Annotated in this window: 20 protein-coding genes; 9 read left to right on the top strand and 11 right to left on the bottom strand. The window is 36.0% G+C overall.

The features are described 5' to 3' along the window. Positions 1 to 222: 222 nt before the first annotated feature. Positions 223 to 1,371 (bottom strand): type IX secretion system outer membrane channel protein PorV, encoded by a 1,149-nt coding sequence (gene porV, locus CHSO_RS19055; RefSeq protein ID WP_045499563.1) that lies wholly within the window; start codon positions 1,369 to 1,371, stop codon positions 223 to 225. Between the two features lie 59 nt (positions 1,372 to 1,430). Then, a complete protein-coding gene (gene porU / locus CHSO_RS19050; RefSeq protein ID WP_045499561.1) occupies positions 1,431 to 5,327 on the bottom strand; it encodes a type IX secretion system sortase PorU in 3,897 nt (1,298 codons plus the stop codon). Positions 5,328 to 5,492: 165 nt separating this feature from the next. Here porU and gldJ point away from each other — a divergent pair, with 165 nt between their 5' ends. Together gldJ and CHSO_RS19040 are read left to right on the top strand one after the other, a co-directional pair. Next, positions 5,493 to 7,094: a gliding motility lipoprotein GldJ gene (gene gldJ, locus CHSO_RS19045; RefSeq protein ID WP_045499559.1), complete on the top strand. Its 1,602-nt coding sequence runs from the start codon at positions 5,493 to 5,495 to the stop codon at positions 7,092 to 7,094. 142 nt (positions 7,095 to 7,236) lie between these two features. Then, a complete protein-coding gene (locus tag CHSO_RS19040; RefSeq protein WP_045499556.1) occupies positions 7,237 to 8,508 on the top strand; it encodes a UDP-N-acetylmuramoyl-tripeptide--D-alanyl-D-alanine ligase in 1,272 nt (423 codons plus the stop codon). Here the strand turns inward: CHSO_RS19040 and CHSO_RS19035 are convergent. Beyond that, positions 8,501 to 9,112: an NUDIX hydrolase gene (locus tag CHSO_RS19035; protein WP_045499553.1), complete on the bottom strand. Its 612-nt coding sequence runs from the start codon at positions 9,110 to 9,112 to the stop codon at positions 8,501 to 8,503. The genes CHSO_RS19040 and CHSO_RS19035 overlap by 8 nt on opposite strands. Positions 9,113 to 9,565: 453 nt before the next feature. Between CHSO_RS19035 and CHSO_RS19030 the strand changes: the two genes are divergently transcribed. Next, entirely contained in the window at positions 9,566 to 9,955 is a 390-nt protein-coding gene (locus CHSO_RS19030; RefSeq protein ID WP_045499550.1) for a hypothetical protein, read from the top strand. Positions 9,956 to 9,996: 41 nt separating this feature from the next. On the opposite strand, the gene CHSO_RS19025 is transcribed toward CHSO_RS19030, so the two are convergent. The 5 genes from CHSO_RS19025 to CHSO_RS19005 all read right to left on the bottom strand — a co-directional run bounded on the left by CHSO_RS19025 (position 9,997) and on the right by CHSO_RS19005 (position 15,062). Further along, positions 9,997 to 11,052: a hypothetical protein gene (locus tag CHSO_RS19025; RefSeq protein WP_045499547.1), complete on the bottom strand. Its 1,056-nt coding sequence runs from the start codon at positions 11,050 to 11,052 to the stop codon at positions 9,997 to 9,999. Positions 11,053 to 11,122: 70 nt separating this feature from the next. Further along, on the bottom strand, positions 11,123 to 11,989 hold the full coding sequence (locus tag CHSO_RS19020) for an AraC family transcriptional regulator (protein ID WP_045499545.1): 867 nt from the start codon (positions 11,987 to 11,989) through the stop codon (positions 11,123 to 11,125). A 145-nt stretch (positions 11,990 to 12,134) separates the two neighbouring features. Continuing rightward, positions 12,135 to 13,178 (bottom strand): anhydro-N-acetylmuramic acid kinase, encoded by a 1,044-nt coding sequence (locus CHSO_RS19015; RefSeq protein ID WP_045499543.1) that lies wholly within the window; start codon positions 13,176 to 13,178, stop codon positions 12,135 to 12,137. Positions 13,179 to 13,189: 11 nt separating this feature from the next. Beyond that, on the bottom strand, positions 13,190 to 13,780 hold the full coding sequence (lptC, locus tag CHSO_RS19010; RefSeq protein WP_045499541.1) for an LPS export ABC transporter periplasmic protein LptC: 591 nt from the start codon (positions 13,778 to 13,780) through the stop codon (positions 13,190 to 13,192). A gap of 1 nt (position 13,781) precedes the next feature. Next, positions 13,782 to 15,062, bottom strand: a complete 1,281-nt coding sequence (locus tag CHSO_RS19005) for a hypothetical protein (RefSeq protein ID WP_045499539.1) — start codon at positions 15,060 to 15,062, stop codon at positions 13,782 to 13,784. 433 nt (positions 15,063 to 15,495) lie between these two features. Here CHSO_RS19005 and CHSO_RS19000 point away from each other — a divergent pair, with 433 nt between their 5' ends. Further along, on the top strand, positions 15,496 to 16,614 hold the full coding sequence (locus CHSO_RS19000) for an ATP-binding protein (RefSeq protein ID WP_045499536.1): 1,119 nt from the start codon (positions 15,496 to 15,498) through the stop codon (positions 16,612 to 16,614). A gap of 52 nt (positions 16,615 to 16,666) precedes the next feature. Here the strand turns inward: CHSO_RS19000 and CHSO_RS18995 are convergent, their stop codons facing one another. Together CHSO_RS18995 and CHSO_RS18990 are read right to left on the bottom strand one after the other, a co-directional pair. Further along, complete coding sequence (locus CHSO_RS18995; RefSeq protein ID WP_045499532.1) at positions 16,667 to 16,894, bottom strand: hypothetical protein; 228 nt, start codon at positions 16,892 to 16,894, stop codon at positions 16,667 to 16,669. A gap of 45 nt (positions 16,895 to 16,939) precedes the next feature. After that, entirely contained in the window at positions 16,940 to 18,049 is a 1,110-nt protein-coding gene (locus CHSO_RS18990) for a hypothetical protein (protein ID WP_045499529.1), read from the bottom strand. Positions 18,050 to 18,158: 109 nt separating this feature from the next. Here CHSO_RS18990 and CHSO_RS18985 point away from each other — a divergent pair, with 109 nt between their 5' ends. From CHSO_RS18985 to CHSO_RS18965, 5 genes are all read left to right on the top strand, one after another. After that, on the top strand, positions 18,159 to 18,785 hold the full coding sequence (locus CHSO_RS18985) for a TetR/AcrR family transcriptional regulator (protein WP_045499526.1): 627 nt from the start codon (positions 18,159 to 18,161) through the stop codon (positions 18,783 to 18,785). After that, positions 18,769 to 20,085 carry a TolC family protein gene (locus CHSO_RS18980; protein WP_045499523.1) on the top strand — a complete coding sequence of 439 codons (1,317 nt, stop codon included), beginning with the start codon at positions 18,769 to 18,771 and terminating at the stop codon, positions 20,083 to 20,085. The genes CHSO_RS18985 and CHSO_RS18980 overlap by 17 nt, the downstream gene beginning before the upstream one ends. Before the next feature lie 16 nt (positions 20,086 to 20,101). Then, a complete protein-coding gene (locus CHSO_RS18975) occupies positions 20,102 to 21,205 on the top strand; it encodes an HlyD family secretion protein (protein ID WP_045499520.1) in 1,104 nt (367 codons plus the stop codon). Between the two features lie 143 nt (positions 21,206 to 21,348). After that, positions 21,349 to 22,926, top strand: a complete 1,578-nt coding sequence (locus tag CHSO_RS18970) for a DHA2 family efflux MFS transporter permease subunit (RefSeq protein WP_045499516.1) — start codon at positions 21,349 to 21,351, stop codon at positions 22,924 to 22,926. A 465-nt stretch (positions 22,927 to 23,391) separates the two neighbouring features. After that, positions 23,392 to 23,988, top strand: coding sequence for a hypothetical protein (locus CHSO_RS18965; protein WP_144428987.1), 597 nt, complete (start codon positions 23,392 to 23,394; stop codon positions 23,986 to 23,988). Positions 23,989 to 24,228: 240 nt separating this feature from the next. On the opposite strand, the gene CHSO_RS18960 is transcribed toward CHSO_RS18965, so the two are convergent. Next, positions 24,229 to 25,242 (bottom strand): TQO small subunit DoxD, encoded by a 1,014-nt coding sequence (locus CHSO_RS18960; RefSeq protein WP_045499510.1) that lies wholly within the window; start codon positions 25,240 to 25,242, stop codon positions 24,229 to 24,231. Between the last annotated feature and the right edge of the window lie 51 nt (positions 25,243 to 25,293).

Raw genomic sequence — 25,293 nt, 5'->3', positions numbered from 1 at the left:
CCGCCATAAAGGATAGACTTTTGTAAACTTAAATATTATATTTTTTTAATAGTGGTAGCAAGCTGTATAATCAAAGATAAATTTTTACTTGGCAAAATGGAAGGTGAGTTTTCAGATAATAAAAAATGACAAACGTAACGAATAGATAACTGAGATAATGGTATTGAACAAAAAAAGCCTCATTCAAAATAGAAGAGGCTTTTTGTATAATTGTGGAATGTATTAACGGTCGTTATTGGATGTCTCTTCACCAATGTTCCAGGTAAGACCGAAACGAAGAGTATTATCCAATGCTGTATTCACTTTAGACATATTGATTAGATAAGAAAGATCAAGTCCGAAAGAACGGTATTTCAATCCGATACCAGCTGTTGCGAATTGTCTTGCTCCCTGTTCTTCACTTTCATGGAAATAACCTCCTCTTACTGAGAAAGCATTGTCATATGAATATTCCAAAGCACCACTATACATGATACTGTTTGGGTTTTTGAATGACTTTCCGATACCTGCTATTGGACCTACATTTGGAATTTCATATTTAGGTCTTCTGTAAGCATCTACTCCTGCATATTCAGATCCTGGTACTAAAAGTTTTGACCCTTCTACAGAAAGTCCGATTCTGTTCAAATCATCCAGATACATATCATATCCAATCCCTAGTCTCGCCATGGTAGGAAGATAAGATCTTGATTCCTCATTTCCGGTATAATCCAGCTTTGGACCCAGGTTTTGTATTGCCAAACCTGCATTTAATTTACTGTCATATCCTCCGAAACTTGAAAATCTTTCAGAAGTATAGTATGCTGAAATATCTACAGCAAAAGAGTTTGCTGCTTTAAGTGTATTATCTGTGTTGAATCCTCCGGCTAAGTCTGAACGGATAAATCTACCGGTTACAGCCATGGAGTAGGAGTCAGAAAGTTTCAGACCATAAGCTACGTCAATGGAAAATTCATTAGGTTTTGATACCCCGTTTGAAGTAACATCATTACCTACTAATTGAGTAAGCTCTACTTCTCCCATATTGAAATAATAGATACTCGCGGAAATAGTAGACCTTTCATCCTGTCCAAGGAATTTATGAAATGCTCCGTATAATAAGAATACATCATTGGTAAGTTTTCCCATATAGGGTGTATAGGTAAGACCTACGGAAGAACTTGTTCTGCTAAAAGGATATTTAGCTGCATTCCAGAATTGTGAAAATGCATCAGGAGAAGTTACTACCCCTTGATCTCCCATACCTCCCGATCTTGCGTCTGGCGCAATTCTCAGGAAGGGAGCTCCGGTAAGTACAGGGTTTGTTTGTGAATAGCCCAGAAAACCAGCACTTAACCCAAGTCCTAAAAGCAGTTTAGTAGTTAAATTCATATGTTGTCTTTTATATATTATCAGTTTTTTATAAATTTTATTGTCTATGTGTTATTTAATTATTTCAAAAGTACCATTTTTTCTACAGCTGTGGCACTTCCTTTGCATTTTTCTTGGTTTTGGCTTTTTGCAAATATCTTAAAAATATATGTACCTTTTGCAACAGTAGCCCCAAAATCATCTCTTCCGTCCCATTCTATAGCCTGGCGAGGGGTTCTAAAGCCCTGAAGGAACGGTTCTGCAACTACCGGCTGAGATAAAGTTTTTACCAATCTTCCGGTAATGGTATAAATCTGTACATTCACATCCAGAATATCATCACAATTGTGTTCAAACTGAATATATGTTTTATTGGTGAATGGATTTGGCCAGTTCAACGGACGGTTGATCGTCAGATGTTGGTCAGCTTCATCTTTAACCTCAAAATTTAACGTTGTAGTTGTCGAATTATTGTTTATATCCCAAACTTTAAATGTTAATTGGTGTTGGCCAACCGGCAGATTTCTGAAAGGATAGCTTACATTTCCTTTTTGATACTCGGCAAGACTTGGATTTAAGCATCCGTTTCCTTCTCCCGGAGAGTAGAAATCATTCAGAATAACTGTATTGATAACCTGACCATCTAAATAGACCGTAATATCGTGGCCTACCCCTGATCCGGTAGAATTAATTCCTGTGTCATCAGTAAGACAAGCCAGAAGCATTGGATTCTGATTGGTAATTCCACCATCTGCAAAGTTGGTGTTGTTCATGTATAGTTTTACTTTTGGTGGCTGGTTATCATTAATTCCGTTAGGATTGATGTCTCCCACCTGAACAGACTGATTATTGAATACATCGGTTACCTTATTATCAGCATATCCTAATATTCTTCCTTCACCTACAGCATAATTGATATCTTTAGGAACATAGAATTCTGCAGTAAATACACCGTTTACAGCCAATCCGGAAGCTTTTACAATAGCGCTTCCTTCCTCAGTATAATTTAATATAGCATGTGCCCAGTTATTGTTGTTCAGTGTTTTTTTATTCAGTCTTTTATCAAAAATATTAATGGCCACTCTTCCGTTGAAGGTAGTGTTCACAGTTCCGTTAGGGTTGTTGATATGGCCTTTTATTTTAACAAAGTCAAGTCCTCTTATCAATCCCGGAACCGGAGTTTCAATATCATCAATGACCAATAATCTTTGAGGTCGGCTCAGTTTCATAGCAGGATCACCCAATAGATTTACTCTAAGGTGATTAGGGTTGCCTCCTGTTTCTTTTTTTGCATTTAAATGAGCGTATCCTAAAGTATTAAAATCATCATTTGTTAATTTGAAAATATGTTTGGTGAAAGTATCTGTGAAGCTTCGTCCATAATCAATGGCTATAGCACGGCTGGAGGTAATCATTGTAGCAGGTCCTCCTTGCTTTAATTTCATAAACTGCTCACCGGCAGAATTGGTAGAGGGTTCATCCCATAATGTAAATTCACAGGTTATGGTAGACACTAACGGAAATCTGCTATATACACTGGAAAAATTATTAGAATTCTGTATCTCGGTACTGGTTAATACTCTTTCCTGAGCCCAGCCATTGATTCCTCCGTGGCCAAAGTAGAACAAATACAAACTGTTTCCTATACTGTTAGAGATAGCCTGGTTTACCTGTGGATATCTTGGTCCTCCCGCCGTACTTTGCATTGTAAAGGCATCCTGATATAGTTTTTTTACATTGTATTCTTTTAAGGCCTGCACTCCCGGTTGTTCAAATATATTTACCAGTGCATTGTTCATCACATTATGGAAAGGACTTCCGCCTTCCTCATTATCATCCACAACAAAATCAAGTTTCATTCTCCAATCTCCAAAAGGGCTGGATTGCCCTGGAAGTGCATTGTAATAAGCCAGGGTCTTATCAATCATATTGGCTGCCTCTGTATTATTGGCAGCGGGAATTCTTCCTACAGGAAGGTTGGGAAGATTGTATAGTATGTTAGATCCCGTCTGAGGCTGAGTCATTACAATATAATCGTCTGTAACAAAAGACTGTACATAATCTGAAGAATGTTCACTTTGATAAGCAGAAACAATATTGTTATTATTGGAAATTCTGTTCTTATAATCATAAGAAGCATCCCCAAGAATAAATACGTATTTAAGTCTTCCTTCCGGTGTATTTAATTTTGTAACGAAATCCCTTACTGCTGTAAGATCTTTACTTCCGTTTCCAAATTCTTCATAGACCTTATTAACATCTACAATTTCTACCTTATAATTATTCTTTGTCTGATGATAATTGGCGAGTCTTTGTGCCTGCCCCATCAGTTCAGGTACAGTAAGAATTAAATAATCTATATTGCTGATTGCTGAAAGATTCTGATTGGCAATTCTTCCTACAAATTGGGGCGTGAAAGCGGCATCGGCACGGAAAGCCACAAATTCATTGTTAAAATTCTGATCAGAAGCTGTGTAAGCAAAATTGAAAGAGCCGGCTCCTGCCTTATTCACTCTTCTGTTGGCATTCGTAATATCAGTAACATCCCATACCTGTTCCACACCAGCTGCATTGGAAATACTGAATCCATAATTGGTATTACTTCCACTTACAATAGAATAATCCCTGAAATTCATCTGCGAACCATTAAATGCCAGATTTTCCTTATACTGTACTTCAAGATAGTCAAAGTAAAAAGTTCCGTTAGGGTTGGTAGAAATATCCGGGTTGTATTTCAAGGTGATCTGATTTCCTGTCTGGTTGGTAATACTTCCATTGTACCTCATAGGATAGAACATATATGAATAAGTAGGATCATCAATAGGAACCTTATCGTGAAACGGATTAAGATCATTGATTTTAATATCAATAAAATTCTGTTGTGATCTGTATCCTACCACTTGTGATCTGTACTTTATAATATCCGTAGGCTGTATAGGAGAGTTTGTGGTAAGAGTGATGACCTTTTCAGTGCTGAAAGGAGTATCTTCTAGCCATATTCTTCCTACTTTCAATAAATTGGTCTGATCATTATTGATGACCTGGTAACTATCATACCGGGTTATCATTTGAGCAGGTAGATTTCCGTCTATAGTAGCGACTCTTTTCCCTGTACCTTTATCAAAATTGATATAATAATAGGAAAAGTCATCATATATATTTTTTACGTTATTACTGGCATCTGATCTTGTTTCTTTTCTTTTAAATCCTTGTCCGTTATTGGTATCATAAAGATTGTATCCATTGGGCCCTTGTGCATAGAATAAGGCATAATCATTATCATTCCAGACTCCGTCCTCTTCACCCACTACCTGAATGGCGTTTTCCTGTAAAGAATTATATCGGGGATCCTGGTTAAATTCAGGGAGCATAATTCCTCCGTTTCCATAAATTCTCATATTCTTTGGATTTACAGAAGAAGGATTAATTCCATTATCTCTTAAAAATTGGGATGTGATTTTAAATATTCCGGACTTGTCAACCTTTATTTTGTAAAAGTTTCCACTGGCAAGAGGGTTGTCGTTAGTTCCTATTTTATTAACACCTCCAAAAGTATTAATTGGAGTAGAGGTTTCAGAAACATTAAACGAGGATAATCTGAGTACACCTCCTTTTGTTTTTTTGAATAAACCTACACTAATACTGGCATATCGTTCTCCATCTAATGTATAATAGGTAACTTCTGCAATATCACGATCAGGCAGTCCGCCTTTGTCTAATTCAAATAAATCCTGGTTCGAAATTCCATCCCAGGCAAGATCAGAAATTTTCAGCTCCTTTTCTCCGATTTTTTGCTTTGTTACTATAAAAACGTTATTTTGGCTAAAAGAAAAACCTCCATTTTTAAAATTTGGAAGATTTAATTTTGAGTCACCAAAGTTCTGAATTTTAGAACCATCCCATTCTATGGTGTTTTTTTGAGCGTAAAGTGTTGATGCAAAAGCGATTAAAGATAAAAGCGTGATTTTTCGTCTCATGTTTATTATTGAAATTGCTAAATTACAAAATAAATGAAAATTTTAGAATTAAATTGTAATACAATAAAATTAATTTGTTATCGTTGTTCAAAAAAATCAAATCTTTATTTGATTTATTGAATAATTTATTTTTTCTTTGTACTCTTGAAAATATTTATATCGACTATGAAAAAACTAAAGTTGTTTTCATTAATAGCATTAAGTTCTACACTTGCATTAACCAGCTGTGGCGGATCAGGAACCAGCAAAGGTGGCGGTACCAAAAAATTTGTCAGTAAAACGGGTTGGAAACCAAACGAAAAACAGGGTTGGTTTTTTGCAGGAAAGCAACAGAAGCAGAAGGGTTGGCCGGGAATGGTATATGTAGAAGGTGGAACTTTTACAATGGGATTAGTGAAAGATGATGTTATGCACGATTGGAATAACACACCACGCAGGATGCAGGTGAGTTCATTCTTCATCGGAGAAACAGAAATTACTAACTACGAATACCGCGAATACCTTACATGGTTGAAGTATGTATTCCCTCCAAGTGACCCAAGTTTTAAGGAAATCTATAACGGTGCTTTACCGGATACCTTATTATGGGACAACAAATTATCTAGAAACGATTATAATGAAACCTATCTGCGTTCTCCGGAATTCGATTACTATCCAGTGGTAGGTGTTTCCTGGACCCAAGCAAACAGATACTGTGAATGGTTGACAGACAGAGCAAATGAAAAAGCTTTGATGCAGGCAGGTGTTATTGCTAAAGATTTGTATATCAATGAATCTAACAACCAGGGAGGGACAGCATTTAACATGGATAAATTCAAAGCGAATGATCCTGAAATGCAAGGATATATCAACGAAAAAAGAATGCAGCAGAAATCTGGTATGAAAACGACTAACCAGAGATTATTGTCTGCAAACAGAGCTCCTAATGGTGCAATGGTTCAGAAATTCAGACTTCCTACTGAAGTTGAATGGGAATATGCAGCTCTAGGTATGGCGAAAAACAGAGAATATAACCAATACCTTGGTAAGAAACCTGAAATCGAAAGATTAAGAGGTACCAAAGGAAAAGAAAGAGGAATGTTCCTTGAAAACTTTAAAATGGGTAAAGGAGATTACTCTGGTATTGCTGGATGGAAAAATGATGGATCTGCACAAACTTCAGATGTAAGACAATATCCGTCTAACGACCTTGGGATCTATGGTATGTATGGTAACGTTTCAGAATGGACTGCTGATGTTTACAGACCTATCATTGATGAAGATTACAATGACTTCAACTACTACAGAGGAAATATGCCTCAGGCTATCGTAAGAAACGGTGACGGAACTTACAAAATGATAGACGAAGGTACCATTAAGTATGATACCTTAGCAGATGGTAGATTAGTATATAAAGGTTTGCCTGGACAATTCGAAAGACAAACGATTGCTGATTACAGAAACTACAGAGATGGTGACAGACAATCTTCTTTAGAATACAGAAGAGAATCAGACTCAGCTGCAGGATTCGATATGTACAATGCACCTAGAAAGAGTTTTGTTGTAGACGCAAGCGGCAGAGTTAAAATGCTGAAAGATACCAAAGACAGAACATCTGGAATTTCTAATGATGTTAGAGTGGTAAAAGGAGGTTCTTGGCAAGATACAGCATACTGGCTTGATCCGGGACAAAGAAGATATAAAAATCAAGGTAGAGCTTATGGTTGGATTGGTTTCCGTGTTGCACAGGATGCCAGAACTAATGATAAGAACAGAACTAGAAGATAATATTTATCAAAAAATACTTTTAAAAAACCTTCCGGATTTTCGGAAGGTTTTTTATTTTTGAACAGCGAAACCGCTTAGCCGAATAACTCAAAAATATAGACGTAAATTTAGCGGTTACTATTAGAAAAAAATATATTTCAATATGAATATAGAACAGTTTTATCCTTTGTTTTTACAGGCCGACAAAGTAACGATCGATAGCCGGAAAATAGCCAGGAATGATATCTTTTTTGCCTTTTCCGGTGATAATTTTAATGCAGCAACACTGGCAGAAAAAGCCATAGAAGACGGAGCTTTAGCTGTTATTGTTGAGCAGCCTGAATTTGAAAATAAGGATAAGAATATTTTCTATGTTTCCTCTACTCTTGAATTCCTGCAGCAATTGGCAGTATACCATAGAAGCCAGCTTAACATTCCTTTTATTGGCCTTACAGGGAGTAACGGAAAAACAACAACAAAGGAGCTGATTCATGCAGTACTTTCAGAAAAATTTAATGTTCAGTATACTTATGGAAATCTTAATAATCACATCGGAGTTCCTTTGACCATTCTTTCCATTAAACCTGAACATGAAATGGCTGTGATTGAAATGGGAGCCAATCATCAGAAAGAAATAGAACATCTTTGTACCATTGCACAACCGGATTTCGGATATATTACCAATTTTGGAAAAGCACACCTGGAAGGTTTCGGTGGCTTTGAAGGAGTGATTAAAGGGAAGTCTGAACTTTATGATTATCTTAAAGAAAATCAACAGACCATTATTGTTAATGAAAATGATCCTATTCAAGTTGAAAAGACGAAAAACTATTCCCCTAAAATTACTTTTGGAACAGTAGAGTCAGATTACAATTTTGAACCTTTCTCAGAAGATCATTTTGTAGGACTTATTTATCAGGGAGAAAAAACAGTGTCTAAACTGACTGGAGCCTACAATTTTACCAATCTTTGTGCTGCAGCAAGCCTTGGACTTCATTTTGGAATCAGCTTTGAAAAAATAAAGCATGCAGTAGAGCAGTATACTCCTACAAATATGCGTTCACAAGTGGTAAAAAAAGAAAACAGAACATTGGTGCTGGATACTTATAATGCTAACCCGAGTTCGATGACCGCTTCCTTAAATAACTTTATCACGTTTGAAGGCAGTAAAACCATTATTATCGGTGATATGTTGGAATTGGGTGCTGAGAGTAAGAAAGAGCATCAAAACATCATAGAATTGGCTAAAATACTTGGGTTTGATACCATTATCACTGTTGGGAAACACTTTAAAGAAGTGAATGTATCAGATCTTGCTTTTGAAAATACAGTGGAACTTACTGAATATTTACAGCAGCATAAAATTCAGTCAGAAAATATACTATTGAAAGGATCAAGAGGAATAGCGCTGGAAAAGGTTATTGATTTTATTTAGCCTTTAAAGCCCAGAATTCTTTTACAATAAGTTTAATATTCTTGAATGTGCTTGGGAAAACTTCATCTTCAATCTGAGTGGTGTTTTTCCAGGCAACTTCAGTAATTCCTTCCTCTATCTGTGGCTTTGAAGTATCTTCACCATTGAAGCTCATTTCAAACCAGTGGGTGCATTTCAGTATTTTTTCACCGTTCCTTTCGATATAGATATGATAAGTAGTATTAATGAACTGCACAAGTTCTACATCCCTTAAACCCGTTTCCTCTTCAATTTCCCTTACTGCAGACTCTTCTCTGGATTCTCCTTTTTCCATTTTCCCTTTTGGAAGATCCCATTTGCCTAATCTTCTGATGAAAAGCATTTCTCCTTCAGGTTTAATGACCAGCCCTCCGGCAGCTTCAATAATTCTGAACAGCTTTTGGAACTCCTGCCAGATCTCATCAATATTCTCACCATACACATTAAGTTCGTTTACAGAGGTGTTCTCTAAAAGATCCAATGCGATTTCTAAAGTCGTGAAACTTTCATACCCCAGTTTTTTTTCAAGTCCTTCGGGATGTTTAGATATCAATAATTTTTTTTCGTTCACAAAAACTTTATACATCTCAGATATTTATAGTTAGTATTGATCCTTAGAGGGTAATGATTTTAAAAGACAAGAAAACAGATTGTTTTTATTCCGCTTTTTATTACAATTTATACGCAAATATATCAAATTATAGCAATAAAATAAGTCAATTAATGAGCTTTATTTTTCTTAATGAGAACAATTGTTTGGTTTACTTCGGATAATATTCTTTCCATTAAATTAAGTATAATAGCTGTATGCTGTTTTATTTCTGATTTCAAAACTTGTACTATTGAATGTTTTAATGGATTTAATCATAAAATTTATCCTATTATAAAATTGATTCACCATGAATTCTCATCAGTAAGAAGGTTCAACCTTTAAAAGTATGCTTCGGATAACGTCTTTGTAGTTTTTTTTTATAATTTTGTTGTTATCGTAAATATAAAGAACCTTATCTTTATAAGAATTTAAATACAAAATAAAAAAATGAATTTAGAAGGACGAAAAATTATTGTCAATAAATCATCCAAGGAGCTAAGCGAATTATTGAAAACTCCTGAAAATTACAAAGATTTCATGCCGGACGGTCTTCAGAAATTTGAAACGAGAGATAACGGGTTCAAATTCGGATTACAGGGAATGCCGGAAATTGCATTAAAAATAGATGAGGTAGACGATCAGAAAGCAGTATTAAAATCTGCAAGCTCAAGTTTAGATTTCTCTTTAACGGCTACTTTAAATCCGATCAATGAGAATCAGACAGAAGTTCAGATGTTATTTGAAGGAAAATTCAATCCGTTCATCAAAATGATGGTTGAAAAGCCATTACAGAACTTTATCAATACATTGACAGATAAGATCGAAGCCTATAAATAATATATAAAAAAACCTTCAGAAATGAAGGTTTTTTTACGTTATTACTGATTCTTTTTAAAAAGCCCAGCTTTTAAATTCGAACCTGCCGAACCTTCTGCTAATTGCAGATAATTACGTTTACCCTGATCTTTTTCAATGGTTATGGTTCCGGTAGTCTGTACATTGTTCATTTCCAAAAAATCGGTTGAAGTTGCATCACTGTCGCTTAGCGGGCCATTTCCATATCCAGCCAGCTTGGTATATCCGGCAAAAATACTATCGGAAGCTTTGTATCTGCGTTTACTGCCTTTTTCTCTAATCCATACAGTATTTGTATTAGCTATAATGTTATGATGAAAATCGAATTCGTCTCCATGAGTTCCTTGTGTTGTCCAAACGCCACAGAAATAACCGCCATAGACCAGCGAATAGCGCATAGCACTACGGCTGCCGCTTCCTCCATCGTTTTTCCAAAAAACAACAGGAATTTTACAGTTGAAGAAAACACAATGATCGATAACGAGTCCATAACCATTGGCAATAACTCCCACGTGCAGCGGTAATACATCTGCATTTCCGGCAAACAGGCATTGGCTTATCAACAGATCATCCAGACTTTTTCCATCACGCCAAATAGGATAGGAGCGACGCAGATTAGTACCATCCATATAAGAGTAATCAGGACTGCCTGCAAAACGAAGACCTTCAATTGTTACATGATTAATCTCTGGTTGGATGCCTTTTGCTTCTTGTCCACCTATCCCAGGTTCTAGAGGAACTACCGTTACTACAACTGGCATTTTTTGAGGCGTCCAGTCTGCATCATCAGGCATGACATCGGCACGAATGGCAAGTCGGTTTTTAAGAGTATACTTATCATTAGTGAATATAACAGTTTGAGTGAGCAGGTGGACACCTTCCGAAAGAATGATAGTGGTTGCTTCCGGTTCTTTGTTTACATTCACCCGTTTTGCCGCCTCCAGAAGTGTCTTTAACGGGTGTGTTTTTGTCCCGGAATAGGTATCGTTACCTGTCTGAGGATTAACATATAATTGTTCTGCCTGTACTAAAGATATTCCTAGCATTAACAATAGAAAACTAAATGCGTGTTTTGTCATTTCCCTTTTTTTGTAAAATTAAGAACAGTTTTATATTGTAAAAAGGTCATTTTATTTTTAAAAAGGTCATTTATAGATTCTTCCGGTATTGCTGAGGAGTAATGCCTGTAAGCTTTTTGAAAAAACGGTTGAAATTAGATGGATCTGAAAAGCCGAATTCGTAGCAAATCTCTTTTGCAGATTTATTTTGATAAAGCTGTTTCTTTATTTCTGAAATCAACTTATAATGGATCATTTGCTGAGCTGATAATCCACTAAATTGTCTGCAGATTTTATTAAGAAACCCCGGGCTGATAGTAAGCATTTTTGAATAGGCTTCAACGCTTCTGTCATTCACAAATTTCTTTTCCAGTAAAGATCGGAATCTATAGAAATCTGAGTGCACATGGGTATCTCTTTGTACATCATAAACATTGGCATAAAATCGGTTGAGAATGACAAGCAATTGATATAAAAATGATCGGATTAAATGATTACTGTCATTCTGAAGCTGTGTGAATTCCTGTTCTATTCCACGTAAAAGATCCCAACATTTTCCAAATGATTCCTCTGATATCTTCATCCCAGTGGGGCGTGAATATTGATGAAAGTACTGAAAGCGATGCAGGAATAATTCATCCGAGAAAAAAAGATGCAGAAAGTCTTTGTCAAAGAATAGCGTGTAGCCTTTTACTTTCTCCTCAATTTCCCAGCAACGAATTTGTCCGGGACTTGTGAAAATAACTGTTTGAGAACTTATTGGGATTTTATTTTCATCCAATGTAAAAGTTCCCGTTCCTTCTTCGATAAAAATAATTTCATAGAAGCTGAGCTGATGCAGTGTCTTGTCTAATACATAATGATTCAGCGTTTCGATACGTCCGATATCCAATAGCAGTTCTAAGCCATATTTATGTGGGAGAAAATGATACGTTTTAATTTTTGTGACTGATGCCATTTCTTCTCATTCTAAAGACGAGTTAAAAATACAAAATTTTGGGTAGCTATAGTATTGAGAATATAAAGCGATCCACTTACAATGAGAATTATGAATGCTGTATTAAAGAATAAGCTGTTAAAGTAAAAGATTAATGAAGTTTTATCTAAGCGATTACCCCAGAACAATGGTCGGAAATACTTCCAGTAGCGGAAGACAGAACATTAATTTCATTGTTCATTCTTAAAACACCCATGAATGCAAAGATTAAAGCTTCCTTATATTCGATGATGTTCTTTTCAGGGATAATTACCTTAGCTTCAGTTTTTTCTTTTATTTTCTCTATTAAAAAGGTGTTATAAGTACCTCCTCCGGTGATCAAAATATCCTTTATGCTATTCTCATTAATAACTTTAGAAATTTGCTGGGCAATATGTTCTGAAATGGTAGCCAGAGCCTCCAATGGATTTATATCTTGAAGCTTTGGAAATATATGTTGATGACACCATTCTACTCCCAATGATTTAGGATGAGGTTGTTGATAAAACTCTAAAGAATTAAGTTGATTCAGTAATGTTTCATTTACTTCTCCTTTTCTGGCTAAATCACCATTTTCATCAAAGCTTTTATTCAGCTGTTGAGACAGATAATTTAGGACAATATTCACAGGAGCAATATCAAAGGCAATTCTTTTACCTTCTGAAATAAGAGATATATTTGAGAATCCGCCCAGATTAAGACAGGCATCATATTGTGAAAAAAGAAGTTCATCACCTATAGGAACCAGAGGAGCTCCATTTCCTTTCATCAATACATCCTGACTTCTGAAATCATAGAGAACCGGTATTTTTGTTGCCATTTTAATGGCTCTGCCATCTCCAATCTGAAGGGTGAATTTTCTTTGAGGCTGGTGGAAAACTGTATGGCCATGAGAGGCAATCAGGTCAATATTTTCAATCTGATGCTTTTCTATAAATTCTTTAACTTTTTGTCCCAGATAAAACCCGTAATCGGCATGCAGCTCTAAAAGATCCGTTGCTGAAAGATGAATAGAATTTCTTAGTTTATTTTCCCAATCGGTAGAATAGGGCAGGGTTTCTGCTTTCAGGATCTGAAAATGCCATTTGTCCTTTTTTTCAAATTCAGCAAGACAGATATCCAACCCGTCTAAACTTGTTCCGGACATAAGTCCAATGGCAAGCATTTTCATGGTAACAAAAGCTATTTTTTATTTTCAGAAAGTCTTTTGGAATTAAAGTCTCCTGAGTTGTTATAGAAAGTATATTCCGAAAAATCATCCTTGGCAGTCATTCCATTGGCACCCACCAATGTAGAGCCGTCTTCCATGGTTACATACACGGTATCCTTGGTATAGATTCTTTTTTTTATCTGATCCCAATACACACTCTGCATGGCAAATTTTTGCCCTTCGTTGGTAGTAATTCTTACATTACCTTTTGCTTCGTAAAACTTTTTGTAATCAAAAAACTTGGCATATTTAGCCTTAATTGTTCCTGGTGTTTTTGGTTTTTTCTTATCAAAAAATTCAATATCAATACCTTTTCTGGCTACCGTATAAGGGCTGTCAATCAGCTCATATTTTTCGATAATAGCAGCTTTGGCCTTAAGGATTATAAATCCGGAATCACGTTGTATGATATTCGCGTTATTAATGATCTGTGAAGGAAAGTTTTTGCTGTTATTTCCATTTTTTTTGGTAAGATCCTCTTCACAGGATGTCAATATAAAAAATATAGCACAACTAAGAAGATATGCTATATTTTTATATACTATTTTTTTTGAAAAATTCATTCTAGTTATAAAGAGCCTTTCTGAACCATTTATCAGCAAAATTGAAGCCGACTTTCAGGTTGATAAAGTTCTGGTTGATGAGGTTGTTCTGAAGAGTACCTCTTTTACCTACTTCTACACCAATCTCTAAACCACTCATTCTTGTTATACTACTGTTTTTGAATGGAAGCATAACTCCGGCAGAAATACCGAACTTATTGATGCTGTTACCTTCAAGTTTAAGGTTTCCTCTTTCATAGAAAGCCCCATATCTGTAGATTACCCTTGAGAAGTAGCTTCTGAAGTTGTTATAGTTAGGTAAGTACCATCCACCCGCAGAAATTCTGTAAGTGTCCTGTAAGCTGAAAGTATTTCCGAAATAAGAAATATCTTCTCCTTTTTTATAATCAAGCTGCCCGGAAAGGAACCAATGGTTCTCACTTCCATATCCAACCCCTACGGATGCCTGTAATGGAAGAAGGTTTTTAGATTTGCTTTCTTTATAATCAATCTGATTGATATCTGCTTTTGTACCGGCTGCGTCAGCATATCTGTAAGTGCTGTTGGTATATTCAGTAGTCATATTACCAATATTACCGAAAGTTGCTGTAGCTCCGATCGTTAATTTTTTATCAGTACGGGGATTCAGTTTCTGATAGCTAGTACCTAAGGTAAAGTTGAAGTTTCTGATTCTGTTTTTAGTTTCATATCCTGCAATATACTCTGATCCTGCAGAACTGAACTCAGTAAGATCAGACAGGTCTCCAAAATATAAGTTAGCTCTTGCTCCCACAGAGAATTCCTGGTTAATCTTATAAGATAAAGCCACAGCTGCTGTGTTTAAAGTACCATTCCCTTTAAATTGGTTTTGGTCAACAATAGTACCATCTACCTTACGCTGACTAAGAATATCATAGCTTTTAGAGCTATATGGCTGATAGCTAATTCCCATTTTCACTTTTGAGGAAATAGGAAATGCCAATGAAATATTAGAAAGATACGTAGAATGCTTTGTAGATTTCATATCGTTAAAATTCGATTTGAAATAGTTGTTTTCGTTAGTAGCTTCCAGTTTGATACTAGTAAGTTCGAAATTAGCATTGTTTGCAGGGTTGGCAAAGTTGAAATTACTGGTGAAATCACTTATAAAAGCAGTAGAGATACCTCCCATAGAAGCCGTTTCGATCGTATTATCATATTTTACATCCCCAATTCCATATTTTGCATACGGAGAGTTACCTAGACTCTGTGCATTCAGAAAATATCCAACTGATATGAATGATACTACAAAGATTTTTTTCATTCTTTATTTTTAAAATAATGCGCAAATATCTTAAATATTAATGAATTGTAAAAATTATATGTGGTTAAAGTTTGTTAAGGGCTGTATAATGGGGAATTTTTAATCTTTATATATTATTGGTGTCAATTGTGAATCATGAGTTTACTTTGTTTTCCATTTGTATAATTTAATGTTATAATTCACTATTTGTATGGATAGAAATTATGATGAGTCAATCAACTTTGTTCATGAATTTCCTTTATCATGTATTCATCATTCATTTTGTGAAGCAAGAATTGACCATCCACGAAACTTAAGTTAAAGTGAAACTGTCAGTTTGCTTCATTGCTAATTTATTTTATTCCCCCATTCTTTTTCCAGTTTGTTGAGGCAAGAATTCACCATTCTATAAATTTAACTCTGAATTCTTCTCCAGTTTTTTTATCTTTGAAACATGAATTGGGAGAACATCGCCGGACAGGAAAATCTGAAAAAACTTCTTAGAGAAAGCATTGCCGAAAACAGAGTGAGCCATGCCCAGCTTTTCGTAGGAAAGGAAGGTTACGGAACATTACCCATGGTGTTGGCGTATGCTAAGGAGATTTTAAGCCAGGAAAATGAACATGCTGCTTCAAAAGTAGAACACCTTAATCACTTAGACCTGCACTTCAGTTTTCCCGTATTTACAGATAATAGAAACTCTTTAAGTAAAAATAAATTTGAAGAATTCAGGGAAATGATTCAGGCTTCTCCGTATGCAAGCTATGATGATTGGACTGCTTTTTTAGAATCAGAAAACAAACAGCTTTTTATTTCTGCAGATGAAGTTGATGATCAGAACCAGAAGTTTTCTTTAAAAAGTTTTGAAGGGGGAACCAAAATTCTGATTGTTTGGAGAGCTGATAAAATGAATATAGCCGCTTCCAACAAATTTTTGAAATTTCTAGAAGAACCACCGGCAAAAACCATTATTCTCCTTACAGCAGAAAGTACCAATGATATTTTACCAACAATACTTTCCCGTACTCAGGTCGTAGAAATTCCAAGAGTTCATGATGAAGATATTGCAGCATATTTAAAGAAGAATTTCTCTGTTACTGATGAAAAAGTAAGAGAAATTGTTCATGAGGCGCAAGGAAATCTTAATGAAGCAATAAAATTGCTGAACTCAGGAGACAAAAGCAACGAATTTGAAAAATTTTTTGTACAATGGGTTCGCGATGCCTTTATGGTAAAGAAGAAACCGGAATATCTGAGAAGCATTATTTCCTGGGCAAGAGAAATTGCTGGCTGGAACAGAGAAAAACAGAAGAACTTTTTAAATTACTGTTCTGAGATTTTCAGGTTGGCGCTTCTTCAGAATTATCAGTCGGAAAATCTGGTGTATAAAAAGATTGATGCCAATGGTTTCAACTGGGCAGGCTTTTCAAAATTTATCAGTGGAGCCAATATTGAAAGTATTCTGGAAGAGATTAGCACAGCAGATCTGCATCTTACCAGAAACGGAAATCCTAAAATCGTCTGGACAGACCTTGGGATAAAATTATCAAGATATATTCATAAAAGTAAATAAAATAAAACTCCGGGAAATTTCCGGAGTTTTTATTGTTTAGCTGTATTGTGATTTAAGCTGCCTTCTTTTCTGTGGTAGTCTTTTTATCTTTTGGAGCGTTTTCTGCTGTTTTCACTTTTGCATCACACCCTTTGTGATGAGCATCTGAGCATGCTTTTTTATCCTTTACAGAACATTCTTTTTTATCTTTCCCAGCACAGCAGCCAGCTTCTTTAGGTTTTTCCTGAGCATAGCTGAAAGTAAATAAACCGATGGCAAGAATTGAGATGAGTTTTTTCATGATCTAAAATTTTTAAGGACTAAATGTAATACTTTTTCGCTTATCTTATAAATTTTTTAATGATATCTGGAATTCCTGGAGTTCCCGTTCCATAAATTCAGGATTGTTGAGCTGTTTTCGCATCGATTTAATATTACCGATGGTACTTTCAAGAGCAATTCTGAACCATGGGAATTCCTGACTTAAAGAAGTAAGCTTTGCCAAAGCTCTCATAGGATTTTCAGTTTGTGATAACTGCACAGCATGTTCGTATCTGAAAACAGGGCAGTAGTAATATTCTTCAGCAATATAGTCCCAGGTATCATTATCAGCTTCCGTATTCATTAAATAGAGCATAGCGAAAATAGAAGAGTCTGTATAGCCTTCAGAGAATTTGAAACAATCAAAAACAGATTTTGTATCATTTCTTAGAATCTTTTTATCTAATACTTCATGAAACAACTGATGAGAAAGCTCTTTTTCAGAATGATTTCCTATGATATGGAGAACTGTTGCATATTCTACTTTTACAGCATCATCTTCAGGGTGATTGTGATAAGCCGTTTCAATATATTCTTTTGCGGTAGGATTATCCAGCAATACGCGGTGAAGTTTTGAAAGCGAAACCAGTTCTTCCTTAGTGAAATGCCTTTTGTCTGACATGTTTTTTTCAAAATATTGAAGGGCCTTTTTAGGATAGCGGTCTTTTACAAACCTTTCAATCACTTGCCAGTCTTCAAGCTTTTTAAGCTGAGACTGATCCCAGAAACGATAGAATAAAGACATGCGATCCCATTTCGACTGAATGTCTGTCCATTCTCTGAAAAGATCTCTATGAGTCTTGTGGGCGTTTTGGATAATATCTTTGATTTCAATGTTAGTATCAAGTTCTGGATCAGAATGAAATCTTCTGAAGGCTTCAACAATTTCAAGATCGAAACGATTACCGTCTTCATTGATGGACGGGGAAGTGGTTTCTTCTACAGCAGCAGGAATCTCTTCCTCTAATGTAATATTGGTTTCTTCAGTAATCCGGGTGATAGTCTCTTCTAATGGAACGGATATCTCTTCATTAATTGGAGTGTTGGTTTCTTCAAACGGAGACTCCCTTTTAATAGTTACTTCATTTGTCTGTTTTTTTTTCTTTCTCTTAAAAAGGAAATCAAATAGGCCCATACATTTAGTTTTTTGTAAATATAAATTAAATCTGTATTAAAAAATCAATCAATCGTTTGATTTTATGAAAAACTTATGTAAATTTGCCCCTTGAAAAAATGGAAGTGATATGATTTCAAAAGAAGAAAATATATTATTTGCTGCTGAAAAGCTCTTTGCTGAAAAGGGTTTCGATGGAACTTCAACCCGTGAAATCTCCAAAGCAGCAAATGTGAATATCTCTATGATCTCCTACTATTTTGGATCGAAAGAAAAGCTTTATGAGAAATTGGTTGAATACAGAATGAATGAAGGACAGTTTTTCTCAAGGGATATTGTAGAAAGAACAGACCTGAATGATTGGGAGAAGATTGAAAAAATAATAGATCAGTTTTCTAACAGAATAAGAACTCAGAAATGCTTTTATAGGATTATGCAGCGGGAACAGCTTCATACCAGCAATCCGCAGATCATCGAGTTTTTGAAAGAAACCAAAATGGCATTCCTCACCATGTACTCCCGAATACTGGAAAGCGGGCTGAAGAGTGGCATTTTTACAAAGAATCCTCCTATTTATTTGTTTCATTCCACCATAAGCGGAACTTTATTTTATGCATTCAATGCCAAGGAAATGTATAAGGAATTCCTGAATGATACAGATGATGAGGATGTTTTTGATAAAAAATTTTATACAGAACTTAATAAACACATAAAACATTTACTAAAAGACCTTTTAGGTTATGAAGAGAATAAATAACTCAGTGATTGCATTATCACTATTCGTAGGAATAGCAAATGCAAATGCTCAGGAGAAAAAGACCCTTTCTCTTGACGAAGCTGTGCAGCTGGGAATCCAGAACAGCAAGAATCTCAAGATCGACGCAGCCAAGATCGAGGAGGCTACCGCTGATCTTTTGGAAGCTAAAAACAGACAGCTTCCGGAATTAAAGATTTCAGGAAGCTATATGTATCTTCCGATGAAACCCAACGTTGATATTAAACTTGGTGGCGCTTCAGGGGCAGCAGGAGGTCCGGAAATTCATCAGGTAGTATATGGTTCCGCTAACCTTAGTGTACCTATTTACAGTGGTGGAAGAATTAAATACGGAATTCAGTCGGCAAAATATCTGGTTGAAGCATCAAAATTAAGTACTGAAAATGACAAAACTGCCATTGCTTATAATGTTGCCCAAGCTTATAATAACCTGTTTAAAGCCAATCAGTCTATCAAGGTTTTTGAAGAAAATCTTGTTGCTTCTCAAAAGAGAGACGAAACTTTCCTTAAAATGGAAAACAATGGATTAATTGCCAGAAATGATAGATTAAAGGCCAATCTTCAGACTTCTAATATCGAACTTCAACTGCTTGAAGCTAAAAACAATTATAATATTGCCAACATCAATATGGACTTGTTATTAGGGCTTCCTGAAACTACAGAATTAGAAGTAGACCAGAACTATATTGAAGAAGGTTCAGAGGTAAAACCGGTTGATTTTTATGTAAATGAAGCCAGAGAAAACCGTAAAGATCTTCAGGCTTTAGTTCAGCAGAGAAAAGCAGCGGAATTGGGAACAAAGGCTGCTAAAGCGGAAAACCTTCCGTCAATAGCATTCACAGGAGGATATGTAGCAGCAGATATTCCTAAGTTTCTTACCGTATATAATGCGATTAATGTAGGAGTTGGAATTTCTTATAATCTATCCAATATCTGGAAAGAAAATTCATCATTAAGACAGTCTCAAGCGAGAGAAAAGCAGTTGGCCGCTACGGATGAATTACTGAATGATAATATTAAGCTTGATGTGAACAGAGAATATCAGAATACCGACTTTTCTAAAAAGAGAATTGTTGTTTTCGAAAAATCTGCTGAACAGGCTAATGAAAACTACAGAATTACAAAAAATAAATATGACAACGGTCTTGCAACCATGACGGAATTATTGGATGCAGACGCTGCTCAGATTGCCGCTAACGTTGGCGTAATCAATGCAAAGGCAGACGCGGCTTTAGCATACAGAAAATTATTACAAACAACAGGAACTTTAACAATTAAATAATCAGATCGAAACCAAAATGGAAAATAATAATACACAGGCAGTTGAAACTAAAAAGAAAAAAAGTTTAGTTTTTCCTATCATTTTAGCAGCCGTAGTAATCGGAGGTGGTATTTACGGTTACAGAGCATATAGCTACGGACAGTACCATGAAGAGACAGACGATGCTCAGATTGCTTCCAATATGGCACCGGTAATTTCTAAAATCTCAGGATATGTTGCTGAGGTAAAAGTAAAGGATAACCAGTTCGTTAAGAAAGGGGATACTCTTGTGATTTTAGATAACAGAGATCAGAAGATGGCGCTGGATCAGTCACAAGCAGCTTTAATGACAGCTAAAAGTAATATTTCTACTGCAGAAGCTACAACTACCGCTACTTCTAAAAACATCAATAGCTCTGAAGCAGCTGTAGCAACGGCTAATGCACAGATTGAAGCAGCAAAAGTAAACGTTTGGAAGACTTCTCAGGACTTAAAGAGATACGCGAATCTTGTAAAAGATCACTCTATTACAGAGCAGCAATATGAGCAGGCTTTAGCAGCAAAACAATCTGCAGATAAACAATTGCAGGTATTGGTAGAGCAGAGAAACCAAATTGCTCAGCAGACTACAATTGCTTCTTCTCAGACGGCGGCAAGCTCTCAGCAGATCAGTGTTGCGAGTTCAGTAGCAAAACAAAGAGAAGTAGATGTAGAAAATGCTAAATTAAATTTATCATATACGGTAATTCTGGCTCCGGAAGACGGATATGTTGGAAAAGTATCTACACAGGCGGGTCAGTACCTTCAGGCAGGAGCTCAGCTATTTGCCTTGGTTAAAAATGACCAGAAATGGGTAGTGGCTAACTTTAAAGAAACGCAGGTAGATAAAATGGTAGAAGGGCAGAAAGTGAAAATTGAGATTGATGCTTTCCCTGATAAGGAATTTGATGGAGTAGTAAGCTCATTCTCTCCTGCTACTGGTGCTACTTTCTCTATTCTCCCTCCAGATAACGCAAGTGGAAACTTCGTTAAAGTAGTTCAGAGACTTCCTATAAAAATCGACTTTGTAAATCTTGATAAGAATATTGCAAAAAGATTAAGAACGGGGATGAATGTGAAGGCTGAGGTTTCATTGAAATAACACTTAAAATTGTTAAAAGTCAATAAAAATTACAGGTAATTGTGAATTCACTCAGTGGCCAATACAAAAAAGGCTGCTTTACAATTCATGATTCACTTTCGAAACAAAAGTGATCATTGATTTTTTAACATCATAAAAAACTTATGCAAGATTCATTAGTAGAATATGGAGCCCGAAGAGTGATTATTACAATCACAGCAATTCTTTGTGCTCTGCTTGAGATTGTGGACTCCACGATTGTGAATGTTGCCCTTAATGAAATGAAGGGGAACCTGGGAGCTACACTTTCAGAAGTGGGCTGGGTGATTACTGCCTATGCAATCGGAAACGTAATTATCGTACCGATGACCAGCTGGCTTTCTCAGCAGTTCGGGCGTAGAAATTACTTTGCAGCTTCCATTATCATATTTACCATATTTTCATTCCTCTGCGGAAATGCAACGAATATCTGGGAACTGGTATTTTTCAGACTGATGCAGGGAATTGGTGGCGGAGCCCTTCTGGTAACATCACAGACAATCATCACGGAATCTTACCCTATTGAAAAAAGAAGTATGGCCCAGGCTATCTACGGATTAGGGGTAATTATTGGTCCTACGTTAGGCCCGCCATTAGGAGGATATATTGTTGATAATTTCAGCTGGCCCTATATTTTCTATATTAATATTCCCATCGGGATTGCAGCGACTTTAATGACCCTTCAGTTTGTTAAAAGTCCAAAATATGCCGAAAAACGTAAAGTTTCAGATGTAGACTGGATAGGAATTGCATTGCTAGCTGTCACCGTAGGTTCTCTGCAGTTTATTCTGGAGAGAGGACATGAAGAAGACTGGTTTGCAAGCGGAATGATTGTAGCATTTACTGTAGCGGCCGTTTTAGGATTTATCCTATTCCTTTGGAGGGAGCTTACCTTTAAATATCCAATCGTAGAGCTTAGGGTTTTAAAAAATGGAAACTTAAGGATAGGAACGGCAATGTCTTTTGTACTTGGATTCGGACTCTATGGGTCTACATTTATAGTTCCCCTTTATACACAGAGTATTTTGGGATGGACGGCTCTTCAGTCTGGAGCTTTGATGATTCCGGCAGCATTAACAACAGCATTTATGATGCCTATTATCGGTAGATTATTAGCAAAAGGAGCAAAACAACAGATATTGGTATCTCTGGGACTATTTATCTTCTTTATTTATAGCTTCTGGGGCTATAAAATCTTGACTCCGGATACAAGTAAAGAAGCCTTTTTCTGGATGCTGATTGTAAGAGGAGCCGGATTAGGATTATTGTTTATTCCAATCACGTCTCTTTCTTTAAGTACTCTTAAAGGTCAGGAAATTGGTCAGGGAGCAGCCTTTACAGGGATGATGAGACAATTGGGTGGATCCTTTGGGATTGCTGCCATTACCACTTTCATCGCCAATGCAGGCCAGACTTACAGGAATAATCTGATTTCCCATTTAGATGTAAACAGTTTTGATGTTCAGCAAAGACTGGCAGCTTTGAAGACTAGTTTCATTGCAAAAGGAATGACTCCCGATGCCGCCATGAATGCTGCTTATAAAATGCTTGACCTATCTGTCACCAAACAGGCAACAGTATTGTCCTATATGGATGTATTTCTTTATCTCGGTGTAATATTTTTAATATGTATTCCGTTTATCTTATTTATAAAAGAAAGAAAGAGTAAAGAAAAAATAGATTTGAGTGAAGCCATGCACTAAATTTTAATTAAAACCTTCGGATTTTCCGGAGGTTTTTTTATGTAGAGGAAGACTTTAATTTTCGGTTTCAAAAGCTTCCATCTTCCAGTCTCCCGCGTCCCACCTTTTAAAATATCATTTCTTTTGTTAAAATAAAATCACTTATTGGAGAATTTATTTATTTTTTTTAGCTTTACAGTACCAAATGAAAAAATATGAATACATTCCCTCACCTCAAGAATTCCTCTTCAGGAGGTAAAATCCGGAGCACTATCTCCTGATGTATACTAACCTGTTTTCTCACATCCTTATGAAGTTTTGATGTCTTTTGCAATAGAGACCATGTTTTTTGCTTTTGAGAAGTTGAAGATGTGACGGATTAGATATGATATACTTTTAATACGATGGATTTATACTCACAAAATCTTTTTTACTATAATGTATCCCATATTCACTGACTAATAACCTTAAAAACTTAATGTATATATGAACCAGATACAATTGCCAGAAACTTTTATGGCATTATCAGATTTCAGGAAAAATGATGTTTACCATTCTGAAATGGATCAGGACCAGATCATCTCAGATTTTTTTCCTGCAACTTTTACAGAATTAACCCAACGCCTTTCAGACATTACAGGAGCCTTTTATGGCGGATTATTGAAACAGGCAGGTAAACTTTATGGAGAAGAAGCAGTGAATGAACTTTCCACGTCCTTTATGTATGATCTTGGATCCCGAATGACTTTAAGAAATTTTGAAACCAAATCTAATTTGCAGCCAGGAATTCCGGCAGCAGCAAAAATCTTGATAGGTGCAATCTTTACATCCAGTCCCGAATATAATTTTGATTTCAAAGAATTAAATGACCACAGAGTTGAACTACTGGTTAAAGGAGTAGACCGTTACCACAAAATCGCACAAAGTCTCCATATCGCAGGACTGCTGAAGTGGCCGGTTATAGAACCTTTTATACAGGGAGTATGCGATACTATGGGACTGGATGTTTTATTTGAAATGAAAATTCTGAAACTTGATCCGGACAGCTCTTGTACGTATGAGGTGATTGTAGAGAAGAAATAGTTTTAGATATCAGATCAGAGATCATATTGCTAAACAGCTATTATTCTTGCGAATATCAATATCAAAAGGAGCGGGCTTTAGCCCGCTCTCATTATAAAATCTATTCATCTGGCTTTAGCCAAAATCTAAAAACATTCAAAATATCCTGTTTGAAAGACTAAAAAACAGATTTGAAGCTCCATAAACTAATAACACGATCCCCGTATCACGTTCCCCCGAATCATTTCTAATCTTATGCACCTACTTTATGCTTCCCGTCCATTCAATCCCGCTGATGTCAATCAGTTTTAAAGTATGAACCGCGTCTTTTTGAAGAATATCATCAATCTTAATATTAAGATCTGCTTTAGCTCCCAATGGAATAACAAGACTGTGTTTTCCAGGTTTCACTTTGGCTACATAATGATTTTGAATATGGTCTTTGGAAAATTTTGAAAGCTCCTTATGATCGATTTCTTTTAAAATATTTCCGTTTTTATCCAGAATATGAATCCCTATGAGGAAAGAACCATATACATCAGCTCCTTCTGTTCTGTAAACCTCAAATTTTAAATCCAAATTATTAAGGGAAATATTGGAAATTTCAAGCTTAGGTTTTACAGACTTGTTATGCAGCGTTCCCCAAACACCACCATGGAAATATTGATTGGTATAAAGAGTAAGCCCAAAAATTAAGAGAGAACCTGCGAGTACAAAAACCTTTGGCCGGGAAATAGGCAGCATTCCGGAACCCAGCCACTGAAACCATTTTGATCGGGTAAAAGCTTTATCTTTCTTTATCAAATAACTATCCAGAGAATAGGAGCCACTTCCTGAAAGAAACAAGACGAAACCTCCTGCAACTCCCAGAACACCAATTTGCCATTCATCTAAACAGGTTGTTCCCAACCAGCCTGAACCTAGAAGAATACCCAGAGCAAGACTAAAAATTCCTATGCTCATTAGACGGGTAAAGAGCCCAAGAATGATAAATAATCCTACGATGGCTTCAATAATCGTAAAAATCATCATGGACCTCTGCAAAGCATCCGGATGTGTAACCAGATATTCTATAATGGGTTTAATGCCTAAAGCATTGGGTAAAAAATGGTTGAATTTTTCACCGATGTATCCTTTTTCATCAGGAATAAGCTTGTTTTCAAGGATAAGTCTGCGCCAGAAGGCTGAAAAGTAAGTCCATCCGATCACCATTCGAAGGGATAAAGTATATAATCCGGCCAGATCATAAGACTGGCTGTTTGTAGTATGTTTCATTGAAGTTATATTGTGTATTGTAAAAAACTGATTGTTCTGGATTAAAAAGTT

This window comes from Chryseobacterium sp. StRB126, from assembly GCF_000829375.1.
Taxonomy (GTDB): Bacteria; Bacteroidota; Bacteroidia; order Flavobacteriales; family Weeksellaceae; genus Chryseobacterium.
Note: the sequence above shows the minus strand (reverse complement) of the source record. Positions and strands in the feature narration are given on the sequence as shown.

Excerpts from the sequence above, each read along its gene's own strand:
- porV (WP_045499563.1), bottom strand. The coding sequence starts at position 1,371 with ATGAATTTAACTACTAAACTGCTTTTAGGACTTGGGTTAAGTGCTGGT.
- porU (WP_045499561.1), bottom strand. The coding sequence starts at position 5,327 with ATGAGACGAAAAATCACGCTTTTATCTTTAATCGCTTTTGCATCAACA.
- gldJ (WP_045499559.1), top strand. The coding sequence starts at position 5,493 with ATGAAAAAACTAAAGTTGTTTTCATTAATAGCATTAAGTTCTACACTT.
- CHSO_RS19040 (WP_045499556.1), top strand. The coding sequence starts at position 7,237 with ATGAATATAGAACAGTTTTATCCTTTGTTTTTACAGGCCGACAAAGTA.
- CHSO_RS19035 (WP_045499553.1), bottom strand. The coding sequence starts at position 9,112 with ATGTATAAAGTTTTTGTGAACGAAAAAAAATTATTGATATCTAAACAT.
- CHSO_RS19030 (WP_045499550.1), top strand. The coding sequence starts at position 9,566 with ATGAATTTAGAAGGACGAAAAATTATTGTCAATAAATCATCCAAGGAG.
- CHSO_RS19025 (WP_045499547.1), bottom strand. The coding sequence starts at position 11,052 with ATGACAAAACACGCATTTAGTTTTCTATTGTTAATGCTAGGAATATCT.
- CHSO_RS19020 (WP_045499545.1), bottom strand. The coding sequence starts at position 11,989 with ATGGCATCAGTCACAAAAATTAAAACGTATCATTTTCTCCCACATAAA.
- CHSO_RS19015 (WP_045499543.1), bottom strand. The coding sequence starts at position 13,178 with ATGAAAATGCTTGCCATTGGACTTATGTCCGGAACAAGTTTAGACGGG.
- lptC (WP_045499541.1), bottom strand. The coding sequence starts at position 13,780 with ATGAATTTTTCAAAAAAAATAGTATATAAAAATATAGCATATCTTCTT.
- CHSO_RS19005 (WP_045499539.1), bottom strand. The coding sequence starts at position 15,062 with ATGAAAAAAATCTTTGTAGTATCATTCATATCAGTTGGATATTTTCTG.
- CHSO_RS19000 (WP_045499536.1), top strand. The coding sequence starts at position 15,496 with ATGAATTGGGAGAACATCGCCGGACAGGAAAATCTGAAAAAACTTCTT.
- CHSO_RS18995 (WP_045499532.1), bottom strand. The coding sequence starts at position 16,894 with ATGAAAAAACTCATCTCAATTCTTGCCATCGGTTTATTTACTTTCAGC.
- CHSO_RS18990 (WP_045499529.1), bottom strand. The coding sequence starts at position 18,049 with ATGGGCCTATTTGATTTCCTTTTTAAGAGAAAGAAAAAAAAACAGACA.
- CHSO_RS18985 (WP_045499526.1), top strand. The coding sequence starts at position 18,159 with ATGATTTCAAAAGAAGAAAATATATTATTTGCTGCTGAAAAGCTCTTT.
- CHSO_RS18980 (WP_045499523.1), top strand. The coding sequence starts at position 18,769 with ATGAAGAGAATAAATAACTCAGTGATTGCATTATCACTATTCGTAGGA.
- CHSO_RS18975 (WP_045499520.1), top strand. The coding sequence starts at position 20,102 with ATGGAAAATAATAATACACAGGCAGTTGAAACTAAAAAGAAAAAAAGT.
- CHSO_RS18970 (WP_045499516.1), top strand. The coding sequence starts at position 21,349 with ATGCAAGATTCATTAGTAGAATATGGAGCCCGAAGAGTGATTATTACA.
- CHSO_RS18965 (WP_144428987.1), top strand. The coding sequence starts at position 23,392 with ATGAACCAGATACAATTGCCAGAAACTTTTATGGCATTATCAGATTTC.
- CHSO_RS18960 (WP_045499510.1), bottom strand. The coding sequence starts at position 25,242 with ATGAAACATACTACAAACAGCCAGTCTTATGATCTGGCCGGATTATAT.